Here is a 22,832-nt window from a genome sequence, read left to right as displayed (position 1 = left end):
CGTCTCGCGCACGGGCTTCGTCGATCCCGGTCCGGCTCGTCCGGCCGGTGCCGGTGGCCGTTCAGCCGGCGAACTCCGGGCCCTTCACCAGCGCTTTCGCCCGGCGGTAGAGCCGCCAGCCGACGGTGGGGAGCGAGTCGGGGTAGGGGGCGGTCCTGGCGCCCCGGCCCTCCATCCACGCCTCGACGTCGGCGGCGGTGTGGTCGCGGCGGACGATGAGCCGGGCGAGCCGAAAGAGCTCGTCGGTCCGGGAGCTGAGCGCGTGCCGGACGGCGACGGCGGAGGCGTATCCGGCGGCCCGCGCGGCCCGGCGCACGGCGGGGCTGTTGTAGCCGTGCGGGTAGGCGAGGTGGCGGACCTCGTGGCCGAGGACGTCCTCCAGTTCGGCCTTGGAGTCGCGCAGTTCGGCGCGGAGGGCGGCGGGCCGGAGGGTGTCGAGCTGGGGGTGGCTGACGGTGTGCCCGCCGACCTCCATCCCGTACTCCTCCAGGCGGGGCGCCTGCGCCAGGGTCATCATCGGCGCGGGCGGCAGGAGGCACGGCCGGCCGGGGGCGAGGGCACCGGTGGTGAGGTACGCGGTGGCGGGCAGCGACCGGGCGGCGAGCGCCTCGGCGGTGGGTCCCGCGAGGTCGGCGAAGCCGTCGTCGAAGGTGAGGACGACGGGCCGGGGCGGCAGCGGGGTCCCGGCGGCGAGGTGTCCGACGAGCGCGCCGACGGTGAGCGGGGTGCGCCCGCTGCCGGTGACCACGTCCAGATGCGCGGCGAACTGGCGCGGGGTGACGGTGAATTCGGCGATCCAGGCGGGCGGGTCGTCCATCACGGGGTGGTAGAGGAGGACGGGGATGCGGGTGTGCGCGGGGGCGCCGCTCATCGGGAGGCTCCCTGGGAGAGTCGCGCCTTGAGGTAGCCCACCGGGCCGTACAGCATCCCGCGCCGTTCGAGGCGGGAGAGGGAGGCGGGCCACGGGTGGTGGTGGGTGCCGTGCTCGCCGGGGACCCCGTCGCTCCCGCCGCCCCGTTCGGCCGTCATCGTGCGGGCGTGCGCGAGGCCGCGCGGGAGCCGGGCGAGGAGCGCGGGGAGCAGGGCGGGGCGGCGGACGAGGGTGGCGGTGAGGTACGCGGTGAGCCCGGCGCCGTAGCCGTACGCCTGGTTCCTGAGGTCCTGCCAGGTCTCGCGGTGGTGGTGCCAGACGAGGGCGTCGGGCGTGTAGCGGAGCCGGTGTCCGGCGGCGAGGACGGCGACGAAGGCGTAGAGGTCGTCGCCGCCCCTCGCCGGGGTCCCGGTGCCGGTGGCGGGGTCGAAGCCGCCGGCGCGGCGGAGCGCGGAGGCCCGGAAGGCCATGTTGGCGCCGGAGCCGAAGCTGCCCGCCGTGAACGGGAACAGCGGCTCGTCCGCGGGCGGCCGGGCCGGGTCGTACAGCCGGGGCGCGAAGCCCTTGGCGAAGCCGCCGTGGGACTCCAGGAGGATCTGGGCGGGGGTGCCGAGCCGGGCGGGCAGGATCAGGCCGGTGACGCAGCCGAGTCCGGGGTCGGCGGCGAAGGGCGCGGCGAGCGCGCTCAGCCAGCGCGGGTCGGCGATCACGTCGTCGTCCGTGAAGGCCAGGACCTCGCCCTCGGCGGAGGCGACCCCGGCGTTGTGGGCGGCGGCGAGCCCGGGCCGGTCCTCGCGCACGTACCGGACGCGGTCCGCGTACGTCCCGGTGACGAGGTCGCGGGTGGCGGAGGTGCGGGGCGCGTTGTCGACCACGATCACCTCGTGGTCGGGGTGGTCCTGCGCGAGCAGCGAGTCCAGGGCGCGGGCGAGGGAGCCGGCGCGCTCGCGGGTGGCGACGATCACGGAGGCGCGGGGCGGGGCGGCGGGGCCGGGCGCGGGTATGGAGAGCGCCGCTTCCTGTGCGGCGAGCCGTTCGGCGTCGGCATGGGGAGCGGCGCTCTCCATGAGCCGCTTCTCCGCGAGCGCGGCGAGCACCTCGGCCGGGTCCTCGCCCGCCCGGTACCGCCCGAGGACGGTGGCGGCGGGGCGGCCGTCGACCCGGACGAGGGCGTAGACGTCCCCGGGGACGGGCTCGTCCGCCCCGGGCGCGGGGCGGAGGCGGGGCCCGCCCGCGCCCAGCTCCAGCTCGGCGACGGAGACGGCGGACGGGCCGGACACGGCGGACTGCGGTCGGTTCATCGGTGCTCTCCCACGGCTTCGGTGCTCCCCTGCGCCTTGCGGTGCCCCCTCAGGGCTGTCGGCGGTCGCCGCGCAGGCGGGCGGCCGTGTTCAGGGCCTCGCGGGCCCGGGCTGCCAGGGCCGGGCGGGCCCGGACGTAGGCGTGGGCGGCGCGGACGGGCTCGCGGCGCAGCCAGTGCAGGGCGGTGCGCGGGTCGGGCCGGGTGACGGCGCCCTCGTACACGGTGAGCTCGCCGGTCTTCAGGGAGTCCTTGTACTCGGCGGCGCCCCGCCCGAGGTCGAGCGTCCCGATGCCCGCCTCCGCCGCGCCCGCCGCCATCCGCAGATGGAGGACGAGGCCCGGGGAGTACTTGGCGTACTCGGGGTCGTACGCGGGGAACCAGCACGACAGGACGGTCGCGGACCGCAGCCCGAAGTGGGCGGCGATCGGGCGGTCGCCCACGTACAGCACGGACAGGACGCCGGAGCAGCCGGGCGTGCGCTGTTCGTGGAGGCGGCGGACCAGGGTGCTGATCCACTCCTGTGCGAAGCGGTCGCCGCGCCCGGTGCGGCGGTACTGGGCGGACTTCCACGCCATGAGGGTGCGCAGGGCGGCCGGGTCGCGCTCGTCGAAGACGAACCGCACCTCGCCGTCGGCCTGGCGGGCGAGCTTGCGGTCCTTGGCGAGGGTGGTCCTCAGGAACTTCGGCGACTGGACGCGCAGGAGCGCCTCGTAGGCCGCGTAGCCCTCGCCGACGTCGATGACGGGCGAGGCGAAGGACTCGTCGGCGGCGCCCTCGAAGACGGGCTGCCCGGTCTCCAGGTTGTCGTACTCCCAGAAGACGAGCCCGCAGGCGCGGAGCAGCGCCCGCGTGCCGGGCCGCAGTCCGGGCCGGAAGATCCCGCCCTGGCTGTCGGAGACGCCGAAGCCGATGGCCCGGCCGCGTCCCAGCGGCCCCTTCTCGTAGGGGAAGAAGCCGACGGGTTCGCCGTCCTCCGACCACACCGCGACCCGCGAGCGGGGCCGCACGGAGCCGACGGCGAGGGTGAACTCCGGTTCCATGAACGGGTTCGCGGGAGCGCCGGACTTGGCCCTCAGCTCCCGCCACGCCTCGATCTCGCGCGGGCCCAGCTCCCCCGGCCGCACGACCCGCACACGCCACGCACCCACCTAGCCGACCCCCCGGTCATCCCCCTGAGCACTGCCAGGACAGGACGGTACCGGGCCGAACCCCTCCGCGGCAGGCATACTCGGCCTTTCGATCACGGAGGGGGCGCGCCCGCACACGTCCGCCGAGCGTCCCCGCCCGCGCGGCGGTGCGCGAGGCGGCCGGGCGGAGGGGTCGGTGCGGGCGCTGACGGGGTGACGGGGAGCCGGAGGGTCAGGACGTGGGCCCGTCGAGGACCGGCTTCCTCCGCACGTCGGTCACGTCCACGCTCGGTGACGCGGGGACCCCGAACGGTTCGACGGTCACGAAGTACCGGTAGCCGGTCACGTCGACGGCCACGTCGCCGCCGAACCGTCCGAGGCGCAGGTCGATCCGGGCCACGGGCGAGCCGTGGTGCCCCGGTACGCGGTGGACGCGCTCCGCCGGGTAGCCGAGGCCGACCAGCCTGGCGCGCAGCTGGGCGTAGTCGGCCGGGCCGGTGGGGAACGCCTGGGCGATGTGACGCCGGTGGTAGTCCCCGACGCACTGCTCGATCAGGCCGAGGCGCACCTCGTCCACGGGGGTGCCGGTCGTCGCCGACAGACCCGCGCGCTCCCCGGTCGCGCCGCCGGGCCGGGCCGGCAGGCAGCTGTCGAGGAGGTTCCCGGCCCACTTCCGGAACCGGGCCTCCGGGGTCGCGTCCCGCCACGGGAGGGCCGGGACCTTCACGACGGCGGCCCTGGCGGCGGACGCCGCGGCCGTGGCCCTGGGGCCGGGCGTCGCGGCGCCCGCCGTTCCGGTGGCGCCCGCGGTCAGGAGGACGGCGCCGAGGGCGGTGACGGTGACGGTCCGGGAGAGGCGCTGAGGAGTTCGCATGCGGGAATCATGCGGGCGGCCGGGGACCGCCGGCATGAGTAGGCGTACTCAACGCCGTCTGAGGTCGACCGGGCCTCGACCGTGCGCGGGTGACCCGTCGTCAGGCGACGCGGGCGCCCGCGCGCCAGACCTCCGAGACCAGCGGGACGCCGGGGCGGTAGGCGAGGTGCACGTGGGAGGGGGCGTCCAGGAGCGTGAGGTCCGCGCGGGCGCCGGGGGACAGACGGCCGACGTCGGTGCGGCGGAGGGCCGCCGCGCCGCCCGCGGTGGCGGACCAGACGGCCTCGTCGGGGGTCATGCCCATGTCCCGTACGGCGAGCGCGACGCAGAACGGGACGGAGGAGGTGAAGGAGGAGCCCGGGTTGCAGTCCGTGGAGAGGGCCACCGTGACGCCCGCGTCGAGCAGGCGGCGGGCGTCGGGCCACTCGGCGCGGGTGGAGAACTCGGCGCCGGGCAGGAGCGTGGCGACCGTGTTGCCGGAGGCCAGGGCGTCGACGTCGGCGTCCGTGAGGTGGGTGCAGTGGTCGGCGCTCGCCGCGTCCAGTTCCACCGCGAGCTGGACGCCGGGGCCGTACGAGAGCTGGTTGGCGTGGATCCTCGGCAGGAGGCCCTTCGCCTTGCCCGCGGTGAGGATCGCGCGGGCCTGGTCGCCGTCGAAGGCGCCCTTCTCGCAGAAGACGTCCACCCAGCGGGCGTACGGGGCGCAGGCGTCCAGCATCGGGCCGGTGACGAGGTCGACGTAGGCGGCCGGGTCGTCGGCGAGGTCGGGGGAGACGATGTGGGCGCCGAGGTAGGTCACCTCGTCGGTGTGCGCGGCGGCGATGCGGAGCGCGCGGGCCTCGTCCTCGACGGTCAGGCCGTAGCCGGACTTGGTCTCGAAGGTGGTGGTGCCCTGGCGCAGGGCCTCGTCGAGGTAGCGCGTCAGGTTGCGCTCCAGGGCCTCGTCCGACGCCGCCCGGGTGGCCGCGACCGTCGTGCGGATGCCGCCCGCCGCGTACGCCTGGCCGGACATGCGCGCGTTGAACTCGGCCGTGCGGTCGCCCGCGAAGACGAGGTGCGAGTGGGAGTCCACGAAGCCGGGGATCACCGCCCGGCCGCCCGCGTCGACCTTGTTGTCAGTGGCCGGTGCTTTGCTGGATTCACCGACCCAGACGACCCGGTCGCCGTCGATGACGACGGCCGCGTCCTGGATCAGGCCCAGGGGAGTGTGATCACCGAGGGAGGGGTCGTTCGTGACCAGGCCGGCGATGTTGACGATGGCGGTGGCGGTGGCGGCCGTCGCCACGGTGCTGTTCGCGCTCGTGGGGGCGGAGGTCGCCGCCGGGTTGTTCGTCGCCGCGGGGCCGGTGTTCATGAGGGGTGTCTCCTTCAGCCGCGCAGGGCGGCGATCGAGTCCGCGAGGGACCGGGCCACGTCCGGTACGGAGGAGTGGACCCCGTCCCGTACGACGTGCCGGCCGCCCACGACCGTGTGCCGGACGTCCGCTGCCGACGCTGCGAATACCGCCGTCTCGGCTGCCAGACGCGGTACCGGTCCCGCTGTCCTGACCGAGTCGAGGGCGATCGTGGTGAAGTCGGCGAGGGCGCCGGTCTCCAGGGCGCCGGCGTCGGCCCAGCCGAGGGCCGCGTGGCCGTCGGCGGAGGCGGCGCGGAGCAGCGCGGCGGCGGTCCAGTGGCCCCGGATGTGGGTGCGCAGCCGCTCGTTCAGCTCCATGGCCCGCGCCTCCTCCAGGAGGTCGACGACGGCGTGGCTGTCGCTGCCGAGGGAGAGCGGGGAGCCGGCCTTCTGGAGGGCGGCGGCGGGGCCGATGCCGTCGGCGAGGTCGCGTTCGGTCGTCGGGCACATGCAGGTGCCGGTGGAGGTGGAGCCGACGAGCGCGATGTCCTCGTCGGTCATGTGGGTGTTGTGGACGCCGGTGGTGCGCGGGCCGAGGACGCCGTGGTCGGCGAGGAGCCGGGTCGGGGTGGTGCCGTGGGCGGCGTGGCAGGCCTCGTTCTCGGCGGTCTGCTCGGAGAGGTGGACGTGGAGCGGGGCCCGCCGCTCCTCGGCCCAGCGGGCGACGGTGGACAGCTGGTCGGCGGGGACGGCCCGGACGGAGTGGATCGCCGCGCCGATCCGTACGCCGTCGCGGTCCTTCAGGGCGCTCGCCCGCTCGGCCCACCGCTCGGCGGTGCCGTCGGAGAAGCGGAGCTGGTGGTGCTCGGGGGCGGCGCCGAAGCCGGCCGAGAGGTAGGCGGTGTCGAGGAGGGTGATGCGGATGCCGGCCTCCCGGGCCGCCGCGATCAGGGCCTCGCCCATGGCGTTGGGGTCGGCGTAGGGGGTGCCGCCGGGGGCGTGGTGGAGGTAGTGGAACTCTCCGACGGCCGTGATGCCGGCGAGCGCCATCTCGGCGTACACGGCCCGGGCGAGCGCGAAGCAGCTGTCCGGGGTGAGCCGCTGGGCGACGCCGTACATGACCTCGCGCCAGGTCCAGAAGGTGCCGGAGCCGACCTGGACGGTGCCGCGCAGGGCGCGGTGGAAGGCGTGGCTGTGGGCGTTGGCGAGGCCGGGGACGGTGAAGCCGCGCAGGACGACGGCGCCGGGCGGCGGGGCGTCGACGCCGGTCCGGACGGCGGCGATCCGCCCGTCGGCCACGTCCAGGGCGACGCCCGGCTCGGCGTAGGTGCCGAGCCAGGCGTGCTCCAGCCAGTACGTCGTCAGCGGCACGCCAGCTCCTCCAGTACGTCGGCGAGTGCGAGGACCCCGGCGACGCAGTCGTCCTCGGCCGCGTGTTCGGCCGGGGAGTGCGAGACGCCGGTGGGGTTCCGTACGAACAGCATGGCGGTCGGGATCGATTCCGACAGGATGCCCGCGTCGTGTCCCGCACCGGTCCCGAGGACGGGGGTCCTCTCCCCGAGGACGCGGCCCAGCTCGTCGCGGAGGGCGTGCGAGAAGTCCACGACGGGGGTGTACGACTCCTGGACGACGGCGAGGTCGATGCCGTGCCGGTCGGCGTACTCCCGGGCGGCGGTCTCGACGCCGGCGACGACGGCGTCCAGGGAGCCTTGGTCGGCGGCGCGGGCGTCGAGCCAGCCGCGGACCAGCGACGGGATCGCGTTGACGCCGTTGGGCTCGACGGCGATCTTGCCGAAGGTGGCGACGGCGCCCGCGAGTTCGGCCTCGCGGCGGGCGGCGAGGACGGTCTCGGCGTAGGTGAGCATGGGGTCGCGGCGGTCGACCAGGCGGGTGGTGCCCGCGTGGTTGGCCTCGCCGGCGAAGTCGTACCGCCAGCGGCCGTGCGGCCAGATGGCGGAGGCGATGCCGACGGCGTCCCCGGAGAGGTCGAGGGCGCGGCCCTGCTCGACGTGGAGCTCGACGAAGGCGCCGACGCGGGCGAGCCGCTCGGGGTCGGGGCCGATCCGCTCGGGGTCGTACCCGGCCTTCTCCATGGCCTGCGGGAGGGTGATGCCGTCCGCGTCGCGGAGCTCGTACGCCTGCTCCTTCGTCAGCCGGCCGGCGGTGAGGCGGGAGCCGACGCAGGCGAGGCCGAAGCGGGCGCCCTCCTCGTCGCCGAAGTTGACGATGGCGAGGGGCCGCTTGAAGGAGGCGCCCCGGGAGCGGAGTTCGTCGAGGGCGGCGAAGGCGGAGACGACGCCGAGGGGGCCGTCGAAGGCGCCGCCGTCGGGCACGGAGTCCAGGTGGGAGCCGGTGACGACGGCGTCGCCCGCGGTCGGGTCGCCGAGCCAGGCCCACTGGTTGCCGTTGCGGTCGGTCTCGACGTCCAGGCGGCGGGCCTCGGCCTGCATCCGGAACCAGAGCCGGCAGTCGGCGTCGGCCTCGGTCCAGGCGTATCGGCGGTAGCCGCCCGAGGCGGCGCTGCGGCCGAGGGGCCGCAGCGACCGCCACATGGCGTGGAAGGTGGCGCTCACGCCTGGTCGCCCTCACGCATCGGGACGCGGACGCCCTTCTCGTCGGCGACGCGCTCGGCGATGTCGTAGCCGGCGTCGACGTGGCGGATGACGCCCATGCCGGGGTCGTTGGTGAGCACGCGGCGGATCTTCTCGCCCGCGAGCTTCGTGCCGTCGGCGACCGAGACCTGGCCGGCGTGGAGGGAGCGGCCCATGCCGACGCCGCCGCCGTGGTGGATCGAGACCCAGGAGGCGCCGGAGGCGACGTTGACCATGGCGTTGAGGAGCGGCCAGTCGGCGATGGCGTCGGAGCCGTCGAGCATGGCCTCGGTCTCGCGGTACGGGGAGGCCACGGAGCCGCAGTCGAGGTGGTCGCGGCCGATCGCGAGGGGCGCGGCGAGGGTGCCGTTGCCGACCATGTCGTTGAACATGTCGCCGGCCTTGTCGCGCTCGCCCTGGCCGAGCCAGCAGATGCGGGCCGGGAGGCCCTGGAAGTGGACGCGCTCGCCGGCCATCTTGATCCAGCGGTGCAGGGACTCGTTCTCCGGGAAGAGGTCGAGGATCGCCTTGTCCGTCTTGTGGATGTCGGAGGCCTCGCCGGAGAGGGCGGCCCAGCGGAACGGGCCCTTGCCCTCGCAGAACAGCGGGCGGATGTAGGCGGGGACGAAGCCGGGGAAGGCGAAGGCGCGGTCGTAGCCGGCGAGCCGGGCCTCGCCGCGGATGGAGTTGCCGTAGTCGAAGACCTCGGCGCCCGCGTCCATGAAGCCGACCATGGCCTCGACGTGCCGGGCCATCGACTCGCGGGCCCGGACGGTGAAGCCGGCCGGGTCCTTGGCGGCGGCGTCGGCCATGTCCTCGAAGGCGACGCCGACCGGGAGGTAGGAGAGCGGGTCGTGGGCGGAGGTCTGGTCCGTCACGATGTCGATCGGGGCGCCCTCGGCGAGCATCCGCGGGAGCAGCTCGGCGGCGTTGCCGAGGAGGCCGATGGAGAGCGGGCGGCGGGCGTCGCGCGCCTCGACGGCGAGCCGGAGCGCGTGGGCGAGGTCGTCGGCCCTCACGTCCAGGTAGCGGTGCTCGATGCGGCGCTCGATGGCGCGCGGGTCGACGTCGACACAGATGGCGACGCCGTCGTTCATGGTGACGGCGAGGGGCTGGGCGCCGCCCATGCCGCCGAGGCCGGCGGTGAGGGTGATGGTGCCGGCCAGGGTGCCGCCGAACTTCTTCGCGGCGACGGCGGCGAAGGTCTCGTAGGTGCCCTGGAGGATGCCCTGGGTGCCGATGTAGATCCAGGAGCCGGCCGTCATCTGGCCGTACATGGTGAGGCCGAGCTGCTCCAGGCGCCGGAACTCCTCCCAGTTGGCCCAGTCGCCGACCAGGTTGGAGTTGGCGATGAGGACGCGCGGGGCCCACTCGTGGGTCTGCATGACGCCGACCGGGCGGCCGGACTGGACCAGCATGGTCTCGTCCTGCTTGAGGGTGCGCAGGGTGCGGACCATGGCGTCGAAGGAGCGCCAGTCGCGGGCGGCCTTGCCGGTGCCGCCGTAGACGACGAGCTTGTCGGGGTGCTCGGCGACCTCGGGGTCGAGGTTGTTCTGGAGCATCCGGAGGGCGGCCTCCTGCTGCCATCCCAGGGCGCTCAGTTCCGTACCGCGGGGGGCTCGTACGGGGCGGGGTCCTGACATGGCGGTGCCTCCTCGGATGTCGTCCAGATATTCACATCCTGTCGTGATGAATAGTTGTAGTCAACAGGGCGCGGTGCGGCCGTCCGGCGCGCGGGGGCTCGCGCCGCCCACCCCGCGCCTCGGAGCGCCCCCTGCGCGCCCCCGCGCACGCCCCGGTGACGGGCCGCGCCGCGCCCGCCAGGATGGACCCATGGCCTCCTCCCGCCGCGACCTCGCCGTCCGAGCCGCCGTCGCCCAAGGACTCCTCGCCCCCGTCGCAGACACCCCGGGGCCCCACTCCCCCGCCGCCGCCCCCGTCGTCGCGCTCCTCGACACCGCCGGGATCCGCGCCTCCGCCGCCGCGCTGACCAGCGCCTTCGCCGCCGTCACCGACGCCGAGGTGCTGCACGCCTTCGCCGTGAAGGCCGCCCCGCTCGTCCCCGTCCTGCGCCTGCTCGCCGAAGCGGGCATCGGCGCCGAGGTGGCCAGCCCGGGCGAACTGGCCCTCGCCCGCGCCGCCGGGCTGCCCCCGTCCCGTACGGTCCTCGACTCGCCCGCCAAGACACCCGCGGAACTCCGCGAGGCGCTGGCCCTCGGGATCGCCGTCAACGCCGACAACCTCCAGGAACTGGCCCGCATCGACGCCCTGGTGGCCTCCGCCCCCACCGCCTCGCCGCTCGGGCTCCGGGTCAACCCCCAGGTCGGCGCGGGGACGATCGGCGCCCTGTCCACGGCCACCGCCACCTCCAAGTTCGGCGTCGCGCTGCGCGACGAGGGCGCCCGCGAGGCCGTCGTCCAGGCGTTCCTCGACCGCCCCTGGCTCACCCGGCTGCACACCCACACCGGCTCGCAGGGCGTCCCCCTCACCCTGATGGCCGAAGGCGTCGGGACCGCGTACGCGCTGGCCGAGGAGATCAACACCAAGGCCGGCCGCCCCCAGATCGACACCCTCGACATCGGCGGCGGCCTCCCGGTCAACTTCGCCTCCGAGGACGAGACCCCCACCCACGCCGAGTACGCCCGGCTGCTCGCCGCCACCGTCCCCGGCCTCCTCGACGGCCGCTACCGCCTGGTCACCGAGTTCGGTCGCTCCCTGCTGGCCAAGCACGGCACGGTCCTCACCCGCGTCGAGTACACCAAGACCTCCGGCGGACGCCCGATCGCCGTCACCCACGCGGGCGTCCAGCTCGCCACCCGGACCGTGTACGCCCCCGAGGCGTGGCCGCTGCGGATCCTCGCGTACGACTCCGAGGGCCGCCCCCGGTCCGGCGGGACCACCGTCCAGGACGTGGCGGGCCCGGCCTGCTTCGCCGGTGACCTGCTGGCCGCCGGCCGCGCCCTGCCGCCGCTCCACCCCGGCGACGTGGTCGCCGTCCCGGACACCGGCGCCTACGCCTTCGCCCACCACTACGCCTACAACTCCCTGCCCCGCCCCGCCGTGCACGGCTTCACCGTCGCGTGCGACGGCGGGGTCTCCTTCGCCCTCGTCCGCCCCGCCCAGACCGCGGAGGAGATCGTCGCCGAGGCCGGCGGCGCCCACGCCGACGCGCTCGTCCGGTAGCGGAGAAGCGGCACAACCCCTTCGATGGAGACCATGACCACCACCACAACCGTCGTCGTCGAGCGCCGGGTCGCCGCCTCGCCCGGCCGCGTCTGGGAGGCGATCACCGACCTGCCGGAGATGCCCCGGGTCCTCTCCGGCGTCCAGCGGGTCGAGGTCCTCACGGAGGGCGGCTTCGGCGTCGGCACCCGCTGGCGCGAGACCCGGAAGATGCTGGGCAAGGAGGCCACGGAGGAGATGACCGTGACCGAGTGCGAGCCGCCCGACCGGTACGTGGCGGTCGCCGACTCGCACGGCATGCACTACGTCTCCGAGCTCTCCCTGCGCGCCGAGGGACCGGACGCGAGCGTGCTCCGGATGACCTTCTCCGGCGGCCCCGCGGACGGCCGCAGGCCCGGATTCGTCACCCGCCTCCTCGCCCGCATCGGCTCGAAGGCCGTCGCCAAGGCGCTCGCGAAGGACCTCGACGACATCGCCCGGACGGTCACGAGCCGCTACTGACCCGAGGTCCACCCTCCATCGTCGATCACTTCAGGCCGCCCTTGGGCATGTTCCGATGGAAAATGCCAGAACCCCCTCCCGGGACCGCGCCGTTGAGTAACGTCACCGTCACTGCCGTTGCCCGCACGCCGTATCGGGAGGGGAACCCGCGTGCCCGGAATCGACGAGTGCCTCATGGAGGCCATGACCCTGCCGGGTGCTCGCGGTGCCTCCCTGGTCGACTGGAACAGCGGCCTCGCACTCGGGACCGCGGGCGAGTCTCCGGTCGGCGACCACGAGACGACCGCCGCCGAGACCGCGGAACTCGCACGCGCCGCGGCCGAGTTCGACTCCTTCACCGCCCCCGGGGACGAGCCGGAGGCCGCCGGAGGGGCCGAGGGCCAGCCGCCCGTCGAGGACCTGATCGTCACCACCCGGGCCGGCTACCACGTCCTCCGCTTCGTCCGGACCTCCTTCGACAGCAGCGTCTTCCTCCACCTCTGGCTCGACCGCGACACCGGCAACCTCGCCCTCGCCCGCCTCCGGCTCGGCGACCTCGCCGAGAGACTGGTCCTCGGATGAGCGTCTCCCCGATGCTCGTCCGGCTCGCGGCGGAGAAGGCCACCGGCGCCCTGCTGCGCGACCACGGCACCCTCTACCTCGTCGACGGGCACGTCGTGCACGCCGAGAGCCCCGCCGCCCCCGGCATGGACGTCCTGCTCACCACCGCGGGCCGGCTCCCCCGCGAGAACTGGGACGAGGCCGTCGACCGGGCCGGCGCCCACCGCGCCGTCGGCCGCTTCCTCGTCGACAGCGGCCGGCTGCGCGACGGCGAACTGGAGATATGCCACCTTGGCGCCGTCTTCGACGCCGCCTTCTTCGCCCTCGCCCCCACCAGCGGCCCCACCCGCTTCCGGTACGGGGTCGGCCACTGGTTCGGCACCGTCCGCCCGGTCTCCGCCGAGGCCGTCGAGCGCGAGACCCTCCGCCGCCGCGAACTCCTCGACGCCGTCTGGCCGTACGCCTCCGTCGACTCCGCCCCCGTCACCCCCCGCCCGGCCTCCCCCGGCCAGGGCGTCGGCGCCCGCCGCCGCGCCCTGCTCGCCGCCGCCGACGGCGTCCGCACCCCCGCCGAGCTGGCCCGGGTCCTCGGCCGCCCCGCCTTCCACACCCTCCTCGACGTCCGCAGGCTCGCCGCCGCCGGCCTCGTCGAGACCCCGCTCGACGCGGCCCCCGGCGCCACCCCCCCACCGCCGTCCCCGGAGTGGTCACCGGTCCCCCCGGTCTCCGACCCCGACATCGCCCTGCTGCGCCGGCTCCGTGACGCCCTGGAGGCACACCTGTGATGAGGCGTGCTCTGCGCCTGCGCGCCGAGAGGAGACAGTTGATGACAGCCGAAGCCGAGGTGCTCGGCGAGCTCAGACGCCTGCGCGCCCGGCTGCCCCAGCTCACCGGGGCCCTCGCCGCCAGCGCCGACGGCCTCGTGCTCGCCCACGACACCGTGGACGGCGCCGCCGAGAGCGTCGCCGCGCTGACCGCCGCCGCGCTCGGCGTCGGCCGGCGGCTGACCGAGTCCACCGGACAGGGCGGCTTCCGCGAACTGCTCGTCCGCGGCGAGACCGGCTACGTCGCCACCTACGCGGCCGGCGGCTCCGCCGTCCTCACCCTGCTCGCCGAGCCCCGTATCAACGTGGGCCGGCTCCATCTGGAGGCCCGCCGCTCCAGCGCGCGCATAGGCGACCTCGTCGACGGCGCCCTGGAGCGCAGGGACCTCAGCTGACCCGGCCCCGACAGCAATCCGAACCCGAACAGAAGGAAGTGCACACCATGGCGAACACCGAAGGCGCCCTCAAGGAAGCGCTCACGATCGAGGGCGCGGTCGGCGCGGCCCTCGTCGACTACACCAGCGGCATGGCCCTCGGCACCATCGGCGGCGGCAAGGAGCTCGACCTCACCGTCGCCGCCGCCGGCAACACCGACGTGGTGCGGGCCAAGCTCCGGACGATGGAGATGCTGGGCCTCCAGGAGGACATCGAGGACATCCTGATCACCCTCGGCACCCAGTACCACCTCATCCGGCTGCTCAAGTCGCGCGGCAGCAACGGCCTCTTCCTCTACCTGGCGCTCTCCAAGGACCGGGCCAACCTCGCGATGGCCCGCCACCAGCTGAAGAAGATCGAGGCGGAGCTGGAGGTCTGACCGGCGCCGGCCCCCGCCGCACGCCCGGAACGCTCCGTGCCGCCGGGCAGGACCAGGGCCGCGCCCCGCCGGCGGTCCCCGCCTCACTCCACGAAGAGCCCCCGCTCCGCCGCCCGCGCGTCGAACTGCTCCAGACGCGCCTGCGCGTCCGGCAGCTCGTCCGCCATGGCCTCCAGCAGGACCCGGCCGAGGAGCATCGGCGCGCAGGCGGTGTCGAAGGCGAGCCCGGTGCCGACGGCGGCCGGGATGAGCAGGTCGGAGTGGGCGGCGACGGGGGCGAAGGCGGACTCGGCCACGGTCACCACCAGGAGACCGGCCGCCCGCGCGTACTCCAGCGCCTCGACGACCTCGCGCGGGTGCCGGGGCAGCGCGAAGCAGAGCAGCGCGGTGGCCCCGGCCCGTACGGCCGCGTCGATCCGGTCCATGAGCATCGAGCCGCCCTCGTCGAGCAGCCGGACGTCCGGGTGCACCTTGGCGGCGAAGTAGGCGAAGCCGCGGGCCTGCGAGGAGGCGGCGCGCAGGCCGAGGACGAGCAGCGGCCGCGAGCCGGCGAGGAGCCGCCCGGCGCGCTCCACGGGCGCGGGGTCGGCGAGCAGTCCGGCGAGGTGCCGCAGGTTCTCGATCTCGGCGAGGACGGCCTGCTGGTACGCGTTGTGCCCGGCGTCCTCCCCGCCCGCGGGCCGCTCGGGCGGCGCGACCTCGCGCAGGTGGCGGCGGAGCGCGGGGTAGCCGTCGAAGCCGAGGGCGACCGCGAAGCGGGTCACGGAGGGCTGGCTGACGCCGGCGAGCTCGGCGAGCTCGACGCTGGAGAGGAAGGGCGCGTCGGCGGCCCGCCGGACCATGCAGTGGGCGATCCGCCGCTGCGTGGGCGTGAGCCGGTGCCCCTCGAAGAGCGCCTGGAGCCGCCCGGCCGGGCTGTCGCTCATGCCGTCCCCCTTCATCCATTCATCCCTGACCCTGTCTGCATAAGGATATGCAGAGGTGGTGCGGACGGGACGGGAGCGGCCCCTTCCGGGCGTCATGGTCACGCCATGACGTCCGCTTCGTCCGAGGGCTGTAACAAACGCGGGCGGCCGGTGGAGCCCCGCCCCCGGCTGGCAAGAATAGCCATGTCGCTTGCATACGGGCCGACTTGAGCTCGGCCACGGGGGAAGAGGGAACGGCATGAACTCGAAGACGGCCGGAGCCGGCGCACCGCGCCGCCGCCTGCGCGGCGCCGTCCTGGGCGCCGCCGTGGTCGCGGCGCTGCTGACGACCACCGCCTGCCAGGAACCCCAGGGCGACGACGGCGCCGCCGCGTCGCCGACCGCCTCCGCCCCGTCGGCCGCGTCCCCCTCGGGCTCCGCGTCCGCCGGCCGGGCCCCGGCGTCCACCGCGCCCGCGACCGCCGCGCCCACCGGCGACTCCGGGACCGGCTCCGCCGAGCCGTCGGCCACCGGGACCGGGGACAGCGGCGAGACCGGCGGCGGCAACGGCACGGAGTACGCGGACTGCGAGGCCGACGGGCTCGACACCGCCGTCGAGCTCCAGGACGCCTCCGGGGAGACCCCCCGCCGGTTCCTGCTGACGGTCACCAACGCCTCGAAGACGCCCTGCGTCCTCAACGAGGCCCCGATCCTGCGGCTCCGGGCCGGGAACGACGCCCCGATCGTCGAGACGCTCGGGGAGCCGGACTCCGAGCCGGTGGTCGTCGAGGGCGGCGGCAAGGCCTACGCGGGCCTGTACGTCTTCGGCAACGACGAGGGCGGCGAGGCGGTGTACGACCAGTCCGACCGCTTCACGGCCACGCTGGTCGCCGGTGAGGGCACCGAGCTGCGCGGCACGCTCGTCTTCGACCTGCCCGACGGCCTCGACACGGTCTCCGTCGACGACGCGGCGCGGGTGAACGGCTGGGCCGGCACCGAGGGCCTGGCGATGCGGCCGATCACCCAGCTCTGAGCCGGGAGGAGGATTGCGCGGGGACCGCCGCACCCCCATCGCTGGGGGGCGGGACGACGGCGGTCCCCGCGGGGGACACGGGCCCGGGTCAGGGCCGGTCTCCGCGTCCGCGGCGTCTTCAGAGGTCCGGGAGCCGCTCCGGAAGTTCTGTGACGCCGACGAGGAACACTCTGCCGGAGGCGTGTTAAGCGGGTGCTGCGCGGACGTGACGCGCTCGTACCGTTTGCGCGAACGCCCGCACGGGCTCCCGCCGCCCCCGGCCGGGTGCTACCTCGAACCGCCGTTGGCCAGGAAGGCCAGCAGGTCCTGGCGGCTGACGACACCGGTCGGCTTGCCCTCGACGAGGACGATGGCCGCGTCGGCGCCGCCGAGGACCGACATCAGGTCGGCGACCGGCTCGCCAGAGCCGACCTGCGGCAGCGGGGCGGACATGTGGCCCTCCAGCGGGTCCTCCAGCTTCGCCTTCTGGGTGAAGAGGTGGTCCAGGAGCTCCCGCTCGACGACCGAGCCGATGACCTCGGCGGCCATCACGTCGGGGTGGCCGGCGCCGGGCTTCACGATGGGCATCTGGGAGACGCCGTACTCGCGCAGCACCTCGATGGCCTGGCCGACCGTCTCCTCCGGGTGCATGTGGACGAGGGAGGGCAGACCGCCCGACTTGTGGCGCAGGACGTCGGCGACGGTGGCGGTGGAGGTGTCCTCCAGGAAGCCGTAGTCCGCCATCCACTCGTCGTTGAAGATCTTCGACATGTAGCCGCGGCCGGAGTCCGGGAGCAGCACGACGACGACGTCGTCGGGGCCGAGCTCCCGGGCGACCTCCAGGGCGGCGACCACGGCCATGCCGCAGGAGCCGCCGACGAGCAGGCCCTCCTCCTTGGCGAGGCGGCGGGTCATCTGGAAGGAGTCCTTGTCGGAGACCGCGACGATCCGGTCGGTGACGTTCCGGTCGTAGGCGGTGGGCCAGAAGTCCTCACCGACGCCCTCGACCAGGTACGGGCGGCCGGAGCCGCCGGAGTAGACGGAGCCCTCGGGGTCGGCGCCGACGACCTCGACGCTCCCGCCGCTGGCCTCCTTGAGGTAGTTGCCCGTGCCGGAGATGGTGCCGCCGGTGCCGACGCCCGCGACGAAGTGGGTGATCTTCCCCTCGGTCTGCTCCCACAGTTCGGGACCGGTGGTCTCGTAGTGCGAGCGCGGGTTGTTCGGGTTGGAGTACTGGTCGGGCTTCCAGGCGCCGGGGGTCTCGCGGACGAGCCGGTCCGAGACGTTGTAGTACGAGTCCGGGTGCTCCGGATCGACGGCGGTGGGGCAGACGACGACCTCGGCCCCGTAGGCCCGCAGCACGTTGATCTTGTCGAGCGACACCTTGTCCGGGCAGACGAAGATGCACTTGTAGCCCTTCTGCTGGGCCACGATCGCCAGGCCGACGCCGGTGTTGCCGGACGTGGGCTCGACGATGGTGCCCCCGGGCTTCAGCTCGCCGCTCTGCTCGGCGGCCTCGATCATGCGCAGGGCGATGCGGTCCTTGACCGACCCGCCGGGGTTGAAGTACTCCACCTTGGCGAGGACGGTGGCCTGGATGCCTGCCGTCACGTTGTTGAGCTTCACCAGCGGGGTGTTGCCGACGAGGCTGATCATCGAGTCGTGGAATTGCACCGTGTTCTCCGGGGTCTCCGTAATGGTGTGGCCAGCGTATGCGTAGTCGGGACGCCTTTCGGGGCAGTTAGACCCTGAACGGCTGGAACGGCTTGACGGACCTGTACGGCTCGAAGGAGGTGACGCCCCCGATGTCCAGGGCGAGGGTGGCGCGCCGGATCGCGGCGGGAGCGGCGTACGGCGGCGGGAGCATCGGACTGATCGGCGTGGCCGCGGTCGGGATCGTGCTGGCGGAGGCGCAGCTCGCGAAGCGGACGGTGGGCACGGGGACGGCCCCCCTGCCGCCGGCGGCGGACGGGCTCTACGGCAGGGCGTTCGGCGCGGAGGACCCGCTGCGGCTGGCCCTTCTGGGTGATTCCACCGCCGCGGGTCAGGGCGTGCGCCGGGCGGGCCAGACGCCGGGCGCCCTGCTCGCCTCGGGGCTCGCCGCGGTCGCGGAGCGCCCGGTGACGCTGCGGAACGTGGCGCTGTCGGGGGCCCGCTCGGACGACCTGGAGCGGCAGGTGTCACTGCTCCTCGCGCAGCCGCTGGGCCCGCCGGACGTCTGCGTGATCATGATCGGGGCGAACGACGTGACGCACCGGACGCCGGCGACGGAGTCGGTACGGCTCCTGGCGGCGGCGGTGCGGCGGCTGCGGACGGCCGGGGCGGAGGTGGTCGTCGGCACCTGCCCGGACCTGGGCACGATCGAGCCGGTCTACCAGCCGCTGCGCTGGCTGGCCCGGCGGGCCTCGCGGCAGCTGGCGGCGGCGCAGACGATCGTGGTGGTGGAGCAGGGCGGGCGGACGGTGTCGCTGGGCGACCTGCTGGGCCCGGAGTTCGCGGCGAACCCGCGGGAGATGTTCGGGGTCGACCTCTTCCACCCGTCGGCGGAGGGGTACGCGACGGCGGCGATGGCGGTGCTGCCGACGCTGTGCGCCTCGCTCGGCGTGTGGCCGGAACCGGACCGCCTGGAGCCGGGCCGCCGCGAGGACATGCTGCCGGTGGCGAAGGCGGCGGCCGAGGCGGCGAAGCAGGCCGGTACGGAGGTGACCGGGGCCCGGGCGCCGTGGGCGCTCCTGAAGCACCGGCGCCGGCGGCGGCTGACGGAGGCGGCCGAGGCCGCGGGGACGGGGGCCGGGGCGGAGGCCGGGTCGGCCGCGGGGGCGGACGCCGGGGAGGCGCCGGAGGGCCGGGGGGAGCCGCTGCCGCAGGACTCCCCCCGGGCCTGAGGGCGGGCCGGGAGCGAACCTCCACCACCTGAGCAAGCGCTTAGAAAAGAGGTCCGCATCACACGCCGATCCCGGTGACCCCGTGCGGTACGTCCGGGTAACTTCCCAGTGAGTCCGACCGCCACCAGCCCCCTGGAGCCGTGATGCCCGAAGCCGTGATCGTCTCGACCGCCCGTTCCCCCATCGGCCGGGCCTTCAAGGGCTCCCTGAAGGACCTGCGCCCCGACGACCTCACGGCCACGATCATCCAGGCCGCGCTCGCCAAGGTCCCCGAGCTGGACCCCCGCGACATCGACGACCTGATGCTGGGCTGCGGCCTCCCGGGCGGCGAGCAGGGCAACAACCTGGGCCGGATCGTCGCCGTGCAGATGGGCATGGACCACCTGCCGGGCTGCACCGTCACCCGCTACTGCTCCTCCTCGCTGCAGACCTCCCGGATGGCGCTCCACGCGATCAAGGCGGGCGAGGGCGACGTCTTCATCTCGGCGGGCGTCGAGATGGTCTCCCGCTTCGTGAAGGGCAACTCGGACTCGCTGCCGGACACGCACAACCCGTTCTTCGCCGACGCCGAGGCCCGTACCGCCGAGGTCGCCGCGTCCGAGGGCTCCTCCTGGCACGACCCGCGCGAGGACGGCGTCGTCCCCGACGCGTACATCGCCATGGGCCAGACCGCGGAGAACCTCGCCCGCTGGAAGGGCGTCACCCGCCAGGACATGGACGAGTTCGGCGTCCGCTCGCAGAACCTCGCCGAGCAGGCCATCAAGAACGGCTTCTGGGCCCGCGAGATCACCCCGGTGACGCTCCCGGACGGCACGGTCGTCTCCACCGACGACGGCCCGCGCGCCGGCGTCACCCTGGAGGGCGTCTCCGGCCTGAAGCCGGTCTTCCGCCCCGACGGCCTGGTCACCGCCGGCAACTGCTGCCCGCTGAACGACGGCGCCGCCGCGCTCGTCATCATGTCCGACACCAAGGCGCGCGAGCTGGGCCTGACCCCGCTGGCCCGGATCGTCTCCACCGGCGTCTCCGGCCTCTCCCCCGAGATCATGGGCCTCGGCCCGGTCGAGGCGTCGAAGCAGGCCCTCCGGCGGGCCGGCCTGACCTCCTCCGACATCGACCTGGTCGAGATCAACGAGGCCTTCGCCGCGCAGGTCATCCCCTCCTACCGGGACCTCGGCTTCGACCTCGACAAGGTCAACGTCAACGGTGGCGCCATCGCCGTCGGCCACCCCTTCGGCATGACCGGCGCCCGCATCACCGGCACCCTGATCAACAGCCTCCAGTTCCACGACAAGCAGTTCGGCCTGGAGACCATGTGCGTCGGCGGCGGCCAGGGCATGGCGATGGTCATCGAGCGGCTGAGCTGAGCCGCAGTGGAGGGTAGGGGTCGCTCGAGGAACGAGAGCGGCACCTGCCCGCAGCGGAGGCGAGGTGCTGAGCCGGTACGGGTCTCCACCCGCCGAGCGCGTCAACCTCACCGCGTCCGAGCCGTGACCGAATCTCCCCCAGGATGTGACCTACATCCCGGGGGAGTTCGTTTTCCCAGGTCAGCGCCATTTCGGGACTAAACACCCGGCCAAAATACCTGTCCATTTCGTGACGTAATGCACTGACAGGCAGCCCCACCCCACGACAAGCTGATGTAGGAAGTCGGGGGGATCGACTCGAACCGGGAGTACGTCAGTGAGCGCCATGTCTCTTGCCCTGCTGCTGACCACGGCCGCTGCCACGGCCGTGGGCGCCGCTGCCCTGCACCACGTGCGGGGTCTCCGCAAGGAGGTCACCGCCCTGCGCACCGAGCTGGCCGCCGGCCACGGCGTGACGGTCCCCGCGGCCCGCGCCACGCCCGCCGCCGAGATACGGGCCGCGGTCGCGGAGGCGCTGGCCGAGGAGCGCGAGCGCGAGCTCGCCGAGGCGCGGGCCTTCTGGGCCGCGCAGGAGGCCAGGGACGCGGCCGACGCGCCCTCCGCCCTCCTCGGCGGCCCGGGCGGCGAGGAGGCCGGTGGTCTCTTCGTCCCGCGGCAGACGGACTTCGTGGGCCTGGAGGCGATGGCGCTGGAGGCCATGGAGGCCGAGGCCGCCGCCCTGGACGGCATCGTCGACCCGCTGGACGACTTCCCGGAGTACCCGGAGGACTCGGCCGAGCTGGCCGCCGCCCGCCGCCGGCACCCCTCGCACCCGGACTTCGTGCCGGTGCAGACGCCGGTCGTCACGGACCACGAGCGCACGGTGGCGCGCCTGGAGGAGCTGGCCGACACGGCCACGGCCCTCACGGACGTCCGCCCGGGCCCGCTGGGCACTCTGGACGTGTACGTCTTCGCCGACGGCACCACGCTCTGCATGACCCCCGGGCACCGCGAGACCGCGGAGCGCCTCGCGGAGGCCCTCCAGGCCGGCCGCACCCCGGTCCTCCTCGGCGGCTCCGGCGTCTCGGGCGCCTTCGCCCTGACCTTCTCGTACGGCGAGACCGACGAGGAGAACGTCTACATCCTCGCCGACCGCGTCATCGCGTCGCTCTAGTCCTCGACACGCCCCCGCTACAGACCCGACCGCTCCGCGGCCTCCCGCACCAACCGCACGGCCTCGCCCAGCTCCCGCTCGCGGGAGGGGGACGGGGCCGTTCTCAGTGCCTCCGCCAGGTCCGTACCCACGACGACCAGCTGGTCCGCGACCGCGAAGAGCCCCGCGTCGGGGACGGTCCTGGGCTCACGGCCCGGCTCCTCCGCGCGCTGCGCGCGTACCGCCAGCTCCCTCGCCAGGGCCAGGCCCTCGGCGGCCGCGCCCCGCTGGAGGCGGCTCTGCGGGGCGACCCTCAGCCGGTCCGCGAAGCGTTCCACGACGCCGGTCAGTTCACTCGTGTCCAACACCCGCCCGACCCTACCGGGGGCCCGAGGGAGACGCGGAAGGGCCCGCCCGGCGGATGCCGGACGGGCCCTTCCCCCGAGTCACGGGGTGCGTCAGTCGTCGCCCTGGAGGATCGACAGCAGGCGCAGCATCTCCAGGTAGATCCACACCAGGGTCATGGTGAGACCGAAGGCGGCCAGCCACGCCTCCTCGCGCGGCGCGCCGTAGGTCACGCCGTCCTCGACCTGCTTGAAGTCGAGGGCCAGGAAGCAGGCGCCCAGGATGACGCCGATGACACCGAAGAGGATGCCGAGGCCACCGCTGCGGAAGCCGAGGCCGTCACCGCCGGCGAACACCGAGAAGAGCAGGTTCACCACCATGAGCAGCATGAAGCCCATGGCCGCGGCCATCACGAAGCCGGTGAAGCGGCGGTTGACCCGGATCCAGCCCATCTTGTACGCGATGAGCACACCGGCGAAGACCGCCATCGTGCCGAGGACCGCTTGGACGACCACGCCGTCGGCGATGTAGGTCGAGACGGCCGCGGAGATCACACCGAGGAAGACGCCCTCGAAGGCGGCGTAGCCCAGGATCAGCGCCGGCGAGGCCTTGCGCTTGAAGGACTGCACGAGCGCCAGGACCAGGGCGACCAGTGCGGCGCCGATGGCGATGCCGTAGGACTTGCCCAGGTTCGCCGGGTCGACCGGCAGCAGGAACCAGGACAGGGCGGCGGTGAGGACGACGGTGCCGAGCGTCATGGCCGTACGGCTCACGACGTCGTCGATCGTCATCACATTGCCGCGCGCCTGCTGCGGGGCGCCCGCCTGGACGTCCTGCGGGGCGTAGGGGTTGGTGGCGTACGGGTTGGTCGCACCCTCGGCGGTCGGGTTACCGGTCGCGTACGGGTTCGCTCCGACGGCGGGGCCCCCGGCCTGCGGCTGCTGCGCGTTGAAGCCCGCGTAGCCGTTGTCGCGGCTGAACCCCCGTCGCGAGAAGACCGGGTTGCTGCTCCTCATCTCACTCCTCCATGGACGGCCGCACTGCGCGGCCTTGCGTCAAGGGTAATGCGTAGGCAAAAGAAACTCTCTAGTGCTCGGGGAGGATCTTTCGCGTCAATTTTCGATCTTCACCGGCCACCGGGGGCCCGGGAGTGAGGGGCGGGCAGGTGCCGGAGGGGCGAGGGAGGCGGTGCACCGGGCCGCAGGCGTCTCCTGGGGCCCGGGTGG

At 74.3% G+C, this 22,832-nt stretch carries 22 protein-coding genes; 10 read left to right on the top strand and 12 right to left on the bottom strand.

All coding sequences use genetic code 11. The features are described from left to right. Positions 1–61: 61 nt before the first annotated feature. The 8 genes from ACF1BN_RS16105 to hutU all read right to left on the bottom strand — a co-directional run bounded on the left by ACF1BN_RS16105 (position 62) and on the right by hutU (position 9,744). Positions 62–871, bottom strand: a complete 810-nt coding sequence (locus ACF1BN_RS16105; RefSeq protein WP_392332242.1) for a polysaccharide deacetylase family protein — start codon at positions 869–871, stop codon at positions 62–64. Next, a complete protein-coding gene (locus ACF1BN_RS16100; RefSeq protein ID WP_392332241.1) occupies positions 868–2,172 on the bottom strand; it encodes a glycosyltransferase in 1,305 nt (434 codons plus the stop codon). The genes ACF1BN_RS16105 and ACF1BN_RS16100 overlap by 4 nt, the downstream gene beginning before the upstream one ends. Positions 2,173–2,221: 49 nt before the next feature. After that, entirely contained in the window at positions 2,222–3,322 is a 1,101-nt protein-coding gene (locus ACF1BN_RS16095; RefSeq protein ID WP_392332240.1) for a GNAT family N-acetyltransferase, read from the bottom strand. Between the two features lie 211 nt (positions 3,323–3,533). After that, a complete protein-coding gene (locus ACF1BN_RS16090; RefSeq protein ID WP_392332239.1) occupies positions 3,534–4,175 on the bottom strand; it encodes a hypothetical protein in 642 nt (213 codons plus the stop codon). 100 nt (positions 4,176–4,275) lie between these two features. Then, entirely contained in the window at positions 4,276–5,529 is a 1,254-nt protein-coding gene (gene hutI, locus ACF1BN_RS16085) for an imidazolonepropionase (RefSeq protein WP_392332238.1), read from the bottom strand. Positions 5,530–5,543: 14 nt separating this feature from the next. Further along, the gene (locus ACF1BN_RS16080; RefSeq protein ID WP_392332237.1) at positions 5,544–6,881 is read right to left on the bottom strand and encodes a formimidoylglutamate deiminase; all 1,338 of its coding nucleotides are present in this window, start codon (positions 6,879–6,881) and stop codon (positions 5,544–5,546) included. Beyond that, positions 6,872–8,062 carry an allantoate amidohydrolase gene (locus tag ACF1BN_RS16075; RefSeq protein WP_392332305.1) on the bottom strand — a complete coding sequence of 397 codons (1,191 nt, stop codon included), beginning with the start codon at positions 8,060–8,062 and terminating at the stop codon, positions 6,872–6,874. The genes ACF1BN_RS16080 and ACF1BN_RS16075 overlap by 10 nt, the downstream gene beginning before the upstream one ends. Positions 8,063–8,079: 17 nt before the next feature. Further along, on the bottom strand, positions 8,080–9,744 hold the full coding sequence (gene hutU / locus ACF1BN_RS16070; RefSeq protein WP_392332236.1) for a urocanate hydratase: 1,665 nt from the start codon (positions 9,742–9,744) through the stop codon (positions 8,080–8,082). Positions 9,745–9,934: 190 nt separating this feature from the next. On the opposite strand from hutU, the gene ACF1BN_RS16065 reads away from it, so the two are divergent. The 6 genes from ACF1BN_RS16065 (at position 9,935) to ACF1BN_RS16040 (ending at position 13,963) form a co-directional block, all read left to right on the top strand. After that, a complete protein-coding gene (locus tag ACF1BN_RS16065) occupies positions 9,935–11,284 on the top strand; it encodes a diaminopimelate decarboxylase (protein ID WP_392332235.1) in 1,350 nt (449 codons plus the stop codon). 33 nt (positions 11,285–11,317) lie between these two features. Continuing rightward, positions 11,318–11,785 (top strand): SRPBCC family protein, encoded by a 468-nt coding sequence (locus tag ACF1BN_RS16060; protein WP_392332234.1) that lies wholly within the window; start codon positions 11,318–11,320, stop codon positions 11,783–11,785. 150 nt (positions 11,786–11,935) lie between these two features. Beyond that, on the top strand, positions 11,936–12,346 hold the full coding sequence (locus tag ACF1BN_RS16055) for a hypothetical protein (RefSeq protein WP_392332233.1): 411 nt from the start codon (positions 11,936–11,938) through the stop codon (positions 12,344–12,346). Continuing rightward, positions 12,343–13,110 carry a transcriptional regulator gene (locus tag ACF1BN_RS16050; RefSeq protein ID WP_392332232.1) on the top strand — a complete coding sequence of 256 codons (768 nt, stop codon included), beginning with the start codon at positions 12,343–12,345 and terminating at the stop codon, positions 13,108–13,110. The genes ACF1BN_RS16055 and ACF1BN_RS16050 overlap by 4 nt, the downstream gene beginning before the upstream one ends. Then, a complete protein-coding gene (locus ACF1BN_RS16045) occupies positions 13,110–13,544 on the top strand; it encodes a roadblock/LC7 domain-containing protein (protein ID WP_376595874.1) in 435 nt (144 codons plus the stop codon). The genes ACF1BN_RS16050 and ACF1BN_RS16045 overlap by 1 nt, the downstream gene beginning before the upstream one ends. Positions 13,545–13,591: 47 nt before the next feature. Continuing rightward, positions 13,592–13,963, top strand: coding sequence for a hypothetical protein (locus ACF1BN_RS16040; RefSeq protein WP_376595873.1), 372 nt, complete (start codon positions 13,592–13,594; stop codon positions 13,961–13,963). A gap of 83 nt (positions 13,964–14,046) precedes the next feature. Here ACF1BN_RS16040 and ACF1BN_RS16035 read toward each other — a convergent pair whose 3' ends face one another. Then, on the bottom strand, positions 14,047–14,889 hold the full coding sequence (locus tag ACF1BN_RS16035; protein ID WP_392332231.1) for a MurR/RpiR family transcriptional regulator: 843 nt from the start codon (positions 14,887–14,889) through the stop codon (positions 14,047–14,049). 238 nt (positions 14,890–15,127) lie between these two features. Between ACF1BN_RS16035 and ACF1BN_RS16030 the strand changes: the two genes are divergently transcribed. Next, entirely contained in the window at positions 15,128–15,901 is a 774-nt protein-coding gene (locus tag ACF1BN_RS16030; RefSeq protein WP_392332230.1) for a DUF4232 domain-containing protein, read from the top strand. Between the two features lie 267 nt (positions 15,902–16,168). Here ACF1BN_RS16030 and ACF1BN_RS16025 read toward each other — a convergent pair whose 3' ends face one another. Further along, a complete protein-coding gene (locus ACF1BN_RS16025) occupies positions 16,169–17,554 on the bottom strand; it encodes a cystathionine beta-synthase (protein ID WP_392332229.1) in 1,386 nt (461 codons plus the stop codon). Between the two features lie 131 nt (positions 17,555–17,685). On the opposite strand from ACF1BN_RS16025, the gene ACF1BN_RS16020 reads away from it, so the two are divergent. The 3 genes from ACF1BN_RS16020 (at position 17,686) to ACF1BN_RS16010 (ending at position 21,282) form a co-directional block, all read left to right on the top strand. After that, positions 17,686–18,765 carry an SGNH/GDSL hydrolase family protein gene (locus tag ACF1BN_RS16020; protein ID WP_392332228.1) on the top strand — a complete coding sequence of 360 codons (1,080 nt, stop codon included), beginning with the start codon at positions 17,686–17,688 and terminating at the stop codon, positions 18,763–18,765. Between the two features lie 143 nt (positions 18,766–18,908). Beyond that, entirely contained in the window at positions 18,909–20,129 is a 1,221-nt protein-coding gene (locus ACF1BN_RS16015) for an acetyl-CoA C-acetyltransferase (RefSeq protein WP_392332227.1), read from the top strand. Between the two features lie 325 nt (positions 20,130–20,454). After that, on the top strand, positions 20,455–21,282 hold the full coding sequence (locus tag ACF1BN_RS16010) for a hypothetical protein (RefSeq protein WP_392332226.1): 828 nt from the start codon (positions 20,455–20,457) through the stop codon (positions 21,280–21,282). A gap of 17 nt (positions 21,283–21,299) precedes the next feature. Here ACF1BN_RS16010 and ACF1BN_RS16005 read toward each other — a convergent pair whose 3' ends face one another. Together ACF1BN_RS16005 and ACF1BN_RS16000 are read right to left on the bottom strand one after the other, a co-directional pair. Then, the gene (locus ACF1BN_RS16005) at positions 21,300–21,629 is read right to left on the bottom strand and encodes a hypothetical protein (protein WP_392332225.1); all 330 of its coding nucleotides are present in this window, start codon (positions 21,627–21,629) and stop codon (positions 21,300–21,302) included. Positions 21,630–21,719: 90 nt separating this feature from the next. Next, positions 21,720–22,622, bottom strand: a complete 903-nt coding sequence (locus ACF1BN_RS16000; RefSeq protein ID WP_392332224.1) for a Bax inhibitor-1/YccA family protein — start codon at positions 22,620–22,622, stop codon at positions 21,720–21,722. Between the last annotated feature and the right edge of the window lie 210 nt (positions 22,623–22,832).

The organism is Streptomyces sp. NPDC014861 (genome assembly GCF_043081625.1).
Lineage (GTDB): Bacteria > Actinomycetota > Actinomycetes > Streptomycetales > Streptomycetaceae > Streptomyces.
The sequence above is the reverse complement of the archived record's forward strand: the minus strand, read 5'-3'. Positions and strand labels throughout refer to the sequence as shown.

What these genes read in the sequence shown, in the direction of transcription:
- ACF1BN_RS16030 (WP_392332230.1), top strand. Translation starts at nt 15,128, where the DNA reads ATGAACTCGAAGACGGCCGGAGCCGGCGCACCGCGCCGCCGCCTGCGC.
- ACF1BN_RS16000 (WP_392332224.1), bottom strand. Translation starts at nt 22,622, where the DNA reads ATGAGGAGCAGCAACCCGGTCTTCTCGCGACGGGGGTTCAGCCGCGAC.
- ACF1BN_RS16065 (WP_392332235.1), top strand. Translation starts at nt 9,935, where the DNA reads ATGGCCTCCTCCCGCCGCGACCTCGCCGTCCGAGCCGCCGTCGCCCAA.
- ACF1BN_RS16060 (WP_392332234.1), top strand. Translation starts at nt 11,318, where the DNA reads ATGACCACCACCACAACCGTCGTCGTCGAGCGCCGGGTCGCCGCCTCG.
- ACF1BN_RS16020 (WP_392332228.1), top strand. Translation starts at nt 17,686, where the DNA reads ATGTCCAGGGCGAGGGTGGCGCGCCGGATCGCGGCGGGAGCGGCGTAC.
- ACF1BN_RS16100 (WP_392332241.1), bottom strand. Translation starts at nt 2,172, where the DNA reads ATGAACCGACCGCAGTCCGCCGTGTCCGGCCCGTCCGCCGTCTCCGTC.
- ACF1BN_RS16010 (WP_392332226.1), top strand. Translation starts at nt 20,455, where the DNA reads ATGTCTCTTGCCCTGCTGCTGACCACGGCCGCTGCCACGGCCGTGGGC.
- ACF1BN_RS16090 (WP_392332239.1), bottom strand. Translation starts at nt 4,175, where the DNA reads ATGCGAACTCCTCAGCGCCTCTCCCGGACCGTCACCGTCACCGCCCTC.
- ACF1BN_RS16015 (WP_392332227.1), top strand. Translation starts at nt 18,909, where the DNA reads ATGCCCGAAGCCGTGATCGTCTCGACCGCCCGTTCCCCCATCGGCCGG.
- ACF1BN_RS16050 (WP_392332232.1), top strand. Translation starts at nt 12,343, where the DNA reads ATGAGCGTCTCCCCGATGCTCGTCCGGCTCGCGGCGGAGAAGGCCACC.
- ACF1BN_RS16045 (WP_376595874.1), top strand. Translation starts at nt 13,110, where the DNA reads ATGAGGCGTGCTCTGCGCCTGCGCGCCGAGAGGAGACAGTTGATGACA.
- ACF1BN_RS16040 (WP_376595873.1), top strand. Translation starts at nt 13,592, where the DNA reads ATGGCGAACACCGAAGGCGCCCTCAAGGAAGCGCTCACGATCGAGGGC.
- ACF1BN_RS16075 (WP_392332305.1), bottom strand. Translation starts at nt 8,062, where the DNA reads ATGTGGCGGTCGCTGCGGCCCCTCGGCCGCAGCGCCGCCTCGGGCGGC.
- ACF1BN_RS16035 (WP_392332231.1), bottom strand. Translation starts at nt 14,889, where the DNA reads ATGAGCGACAGCCCGGCCGGGCGGCTCCAGGCGCTCTTCGAGGGGCAC.
- ACF1BN_RS16105 (WP_392332242.1), bottom strand. Translation starts at nt 871, where the DNA reads ATGAGCGGCGCCCCCGCGCACACCCGCATCCCCGTCCTCCTCTACCAC.
- hutI (WP_392332238.1), bottom strand. Translation starts at nt 5,529, where the DNA reads ATGAACACCGGCCCCGCGGCGACGAACAACCCGGCGGCGACCTCCGCC.
- hutU (WP_392332236.1), bottom strand. Translation starts at nt 9,744, where the DNA reads ATGTCAGGACCCCGCCCCGTACGAGCCCCCCGCGGTACGGAACTGAGC.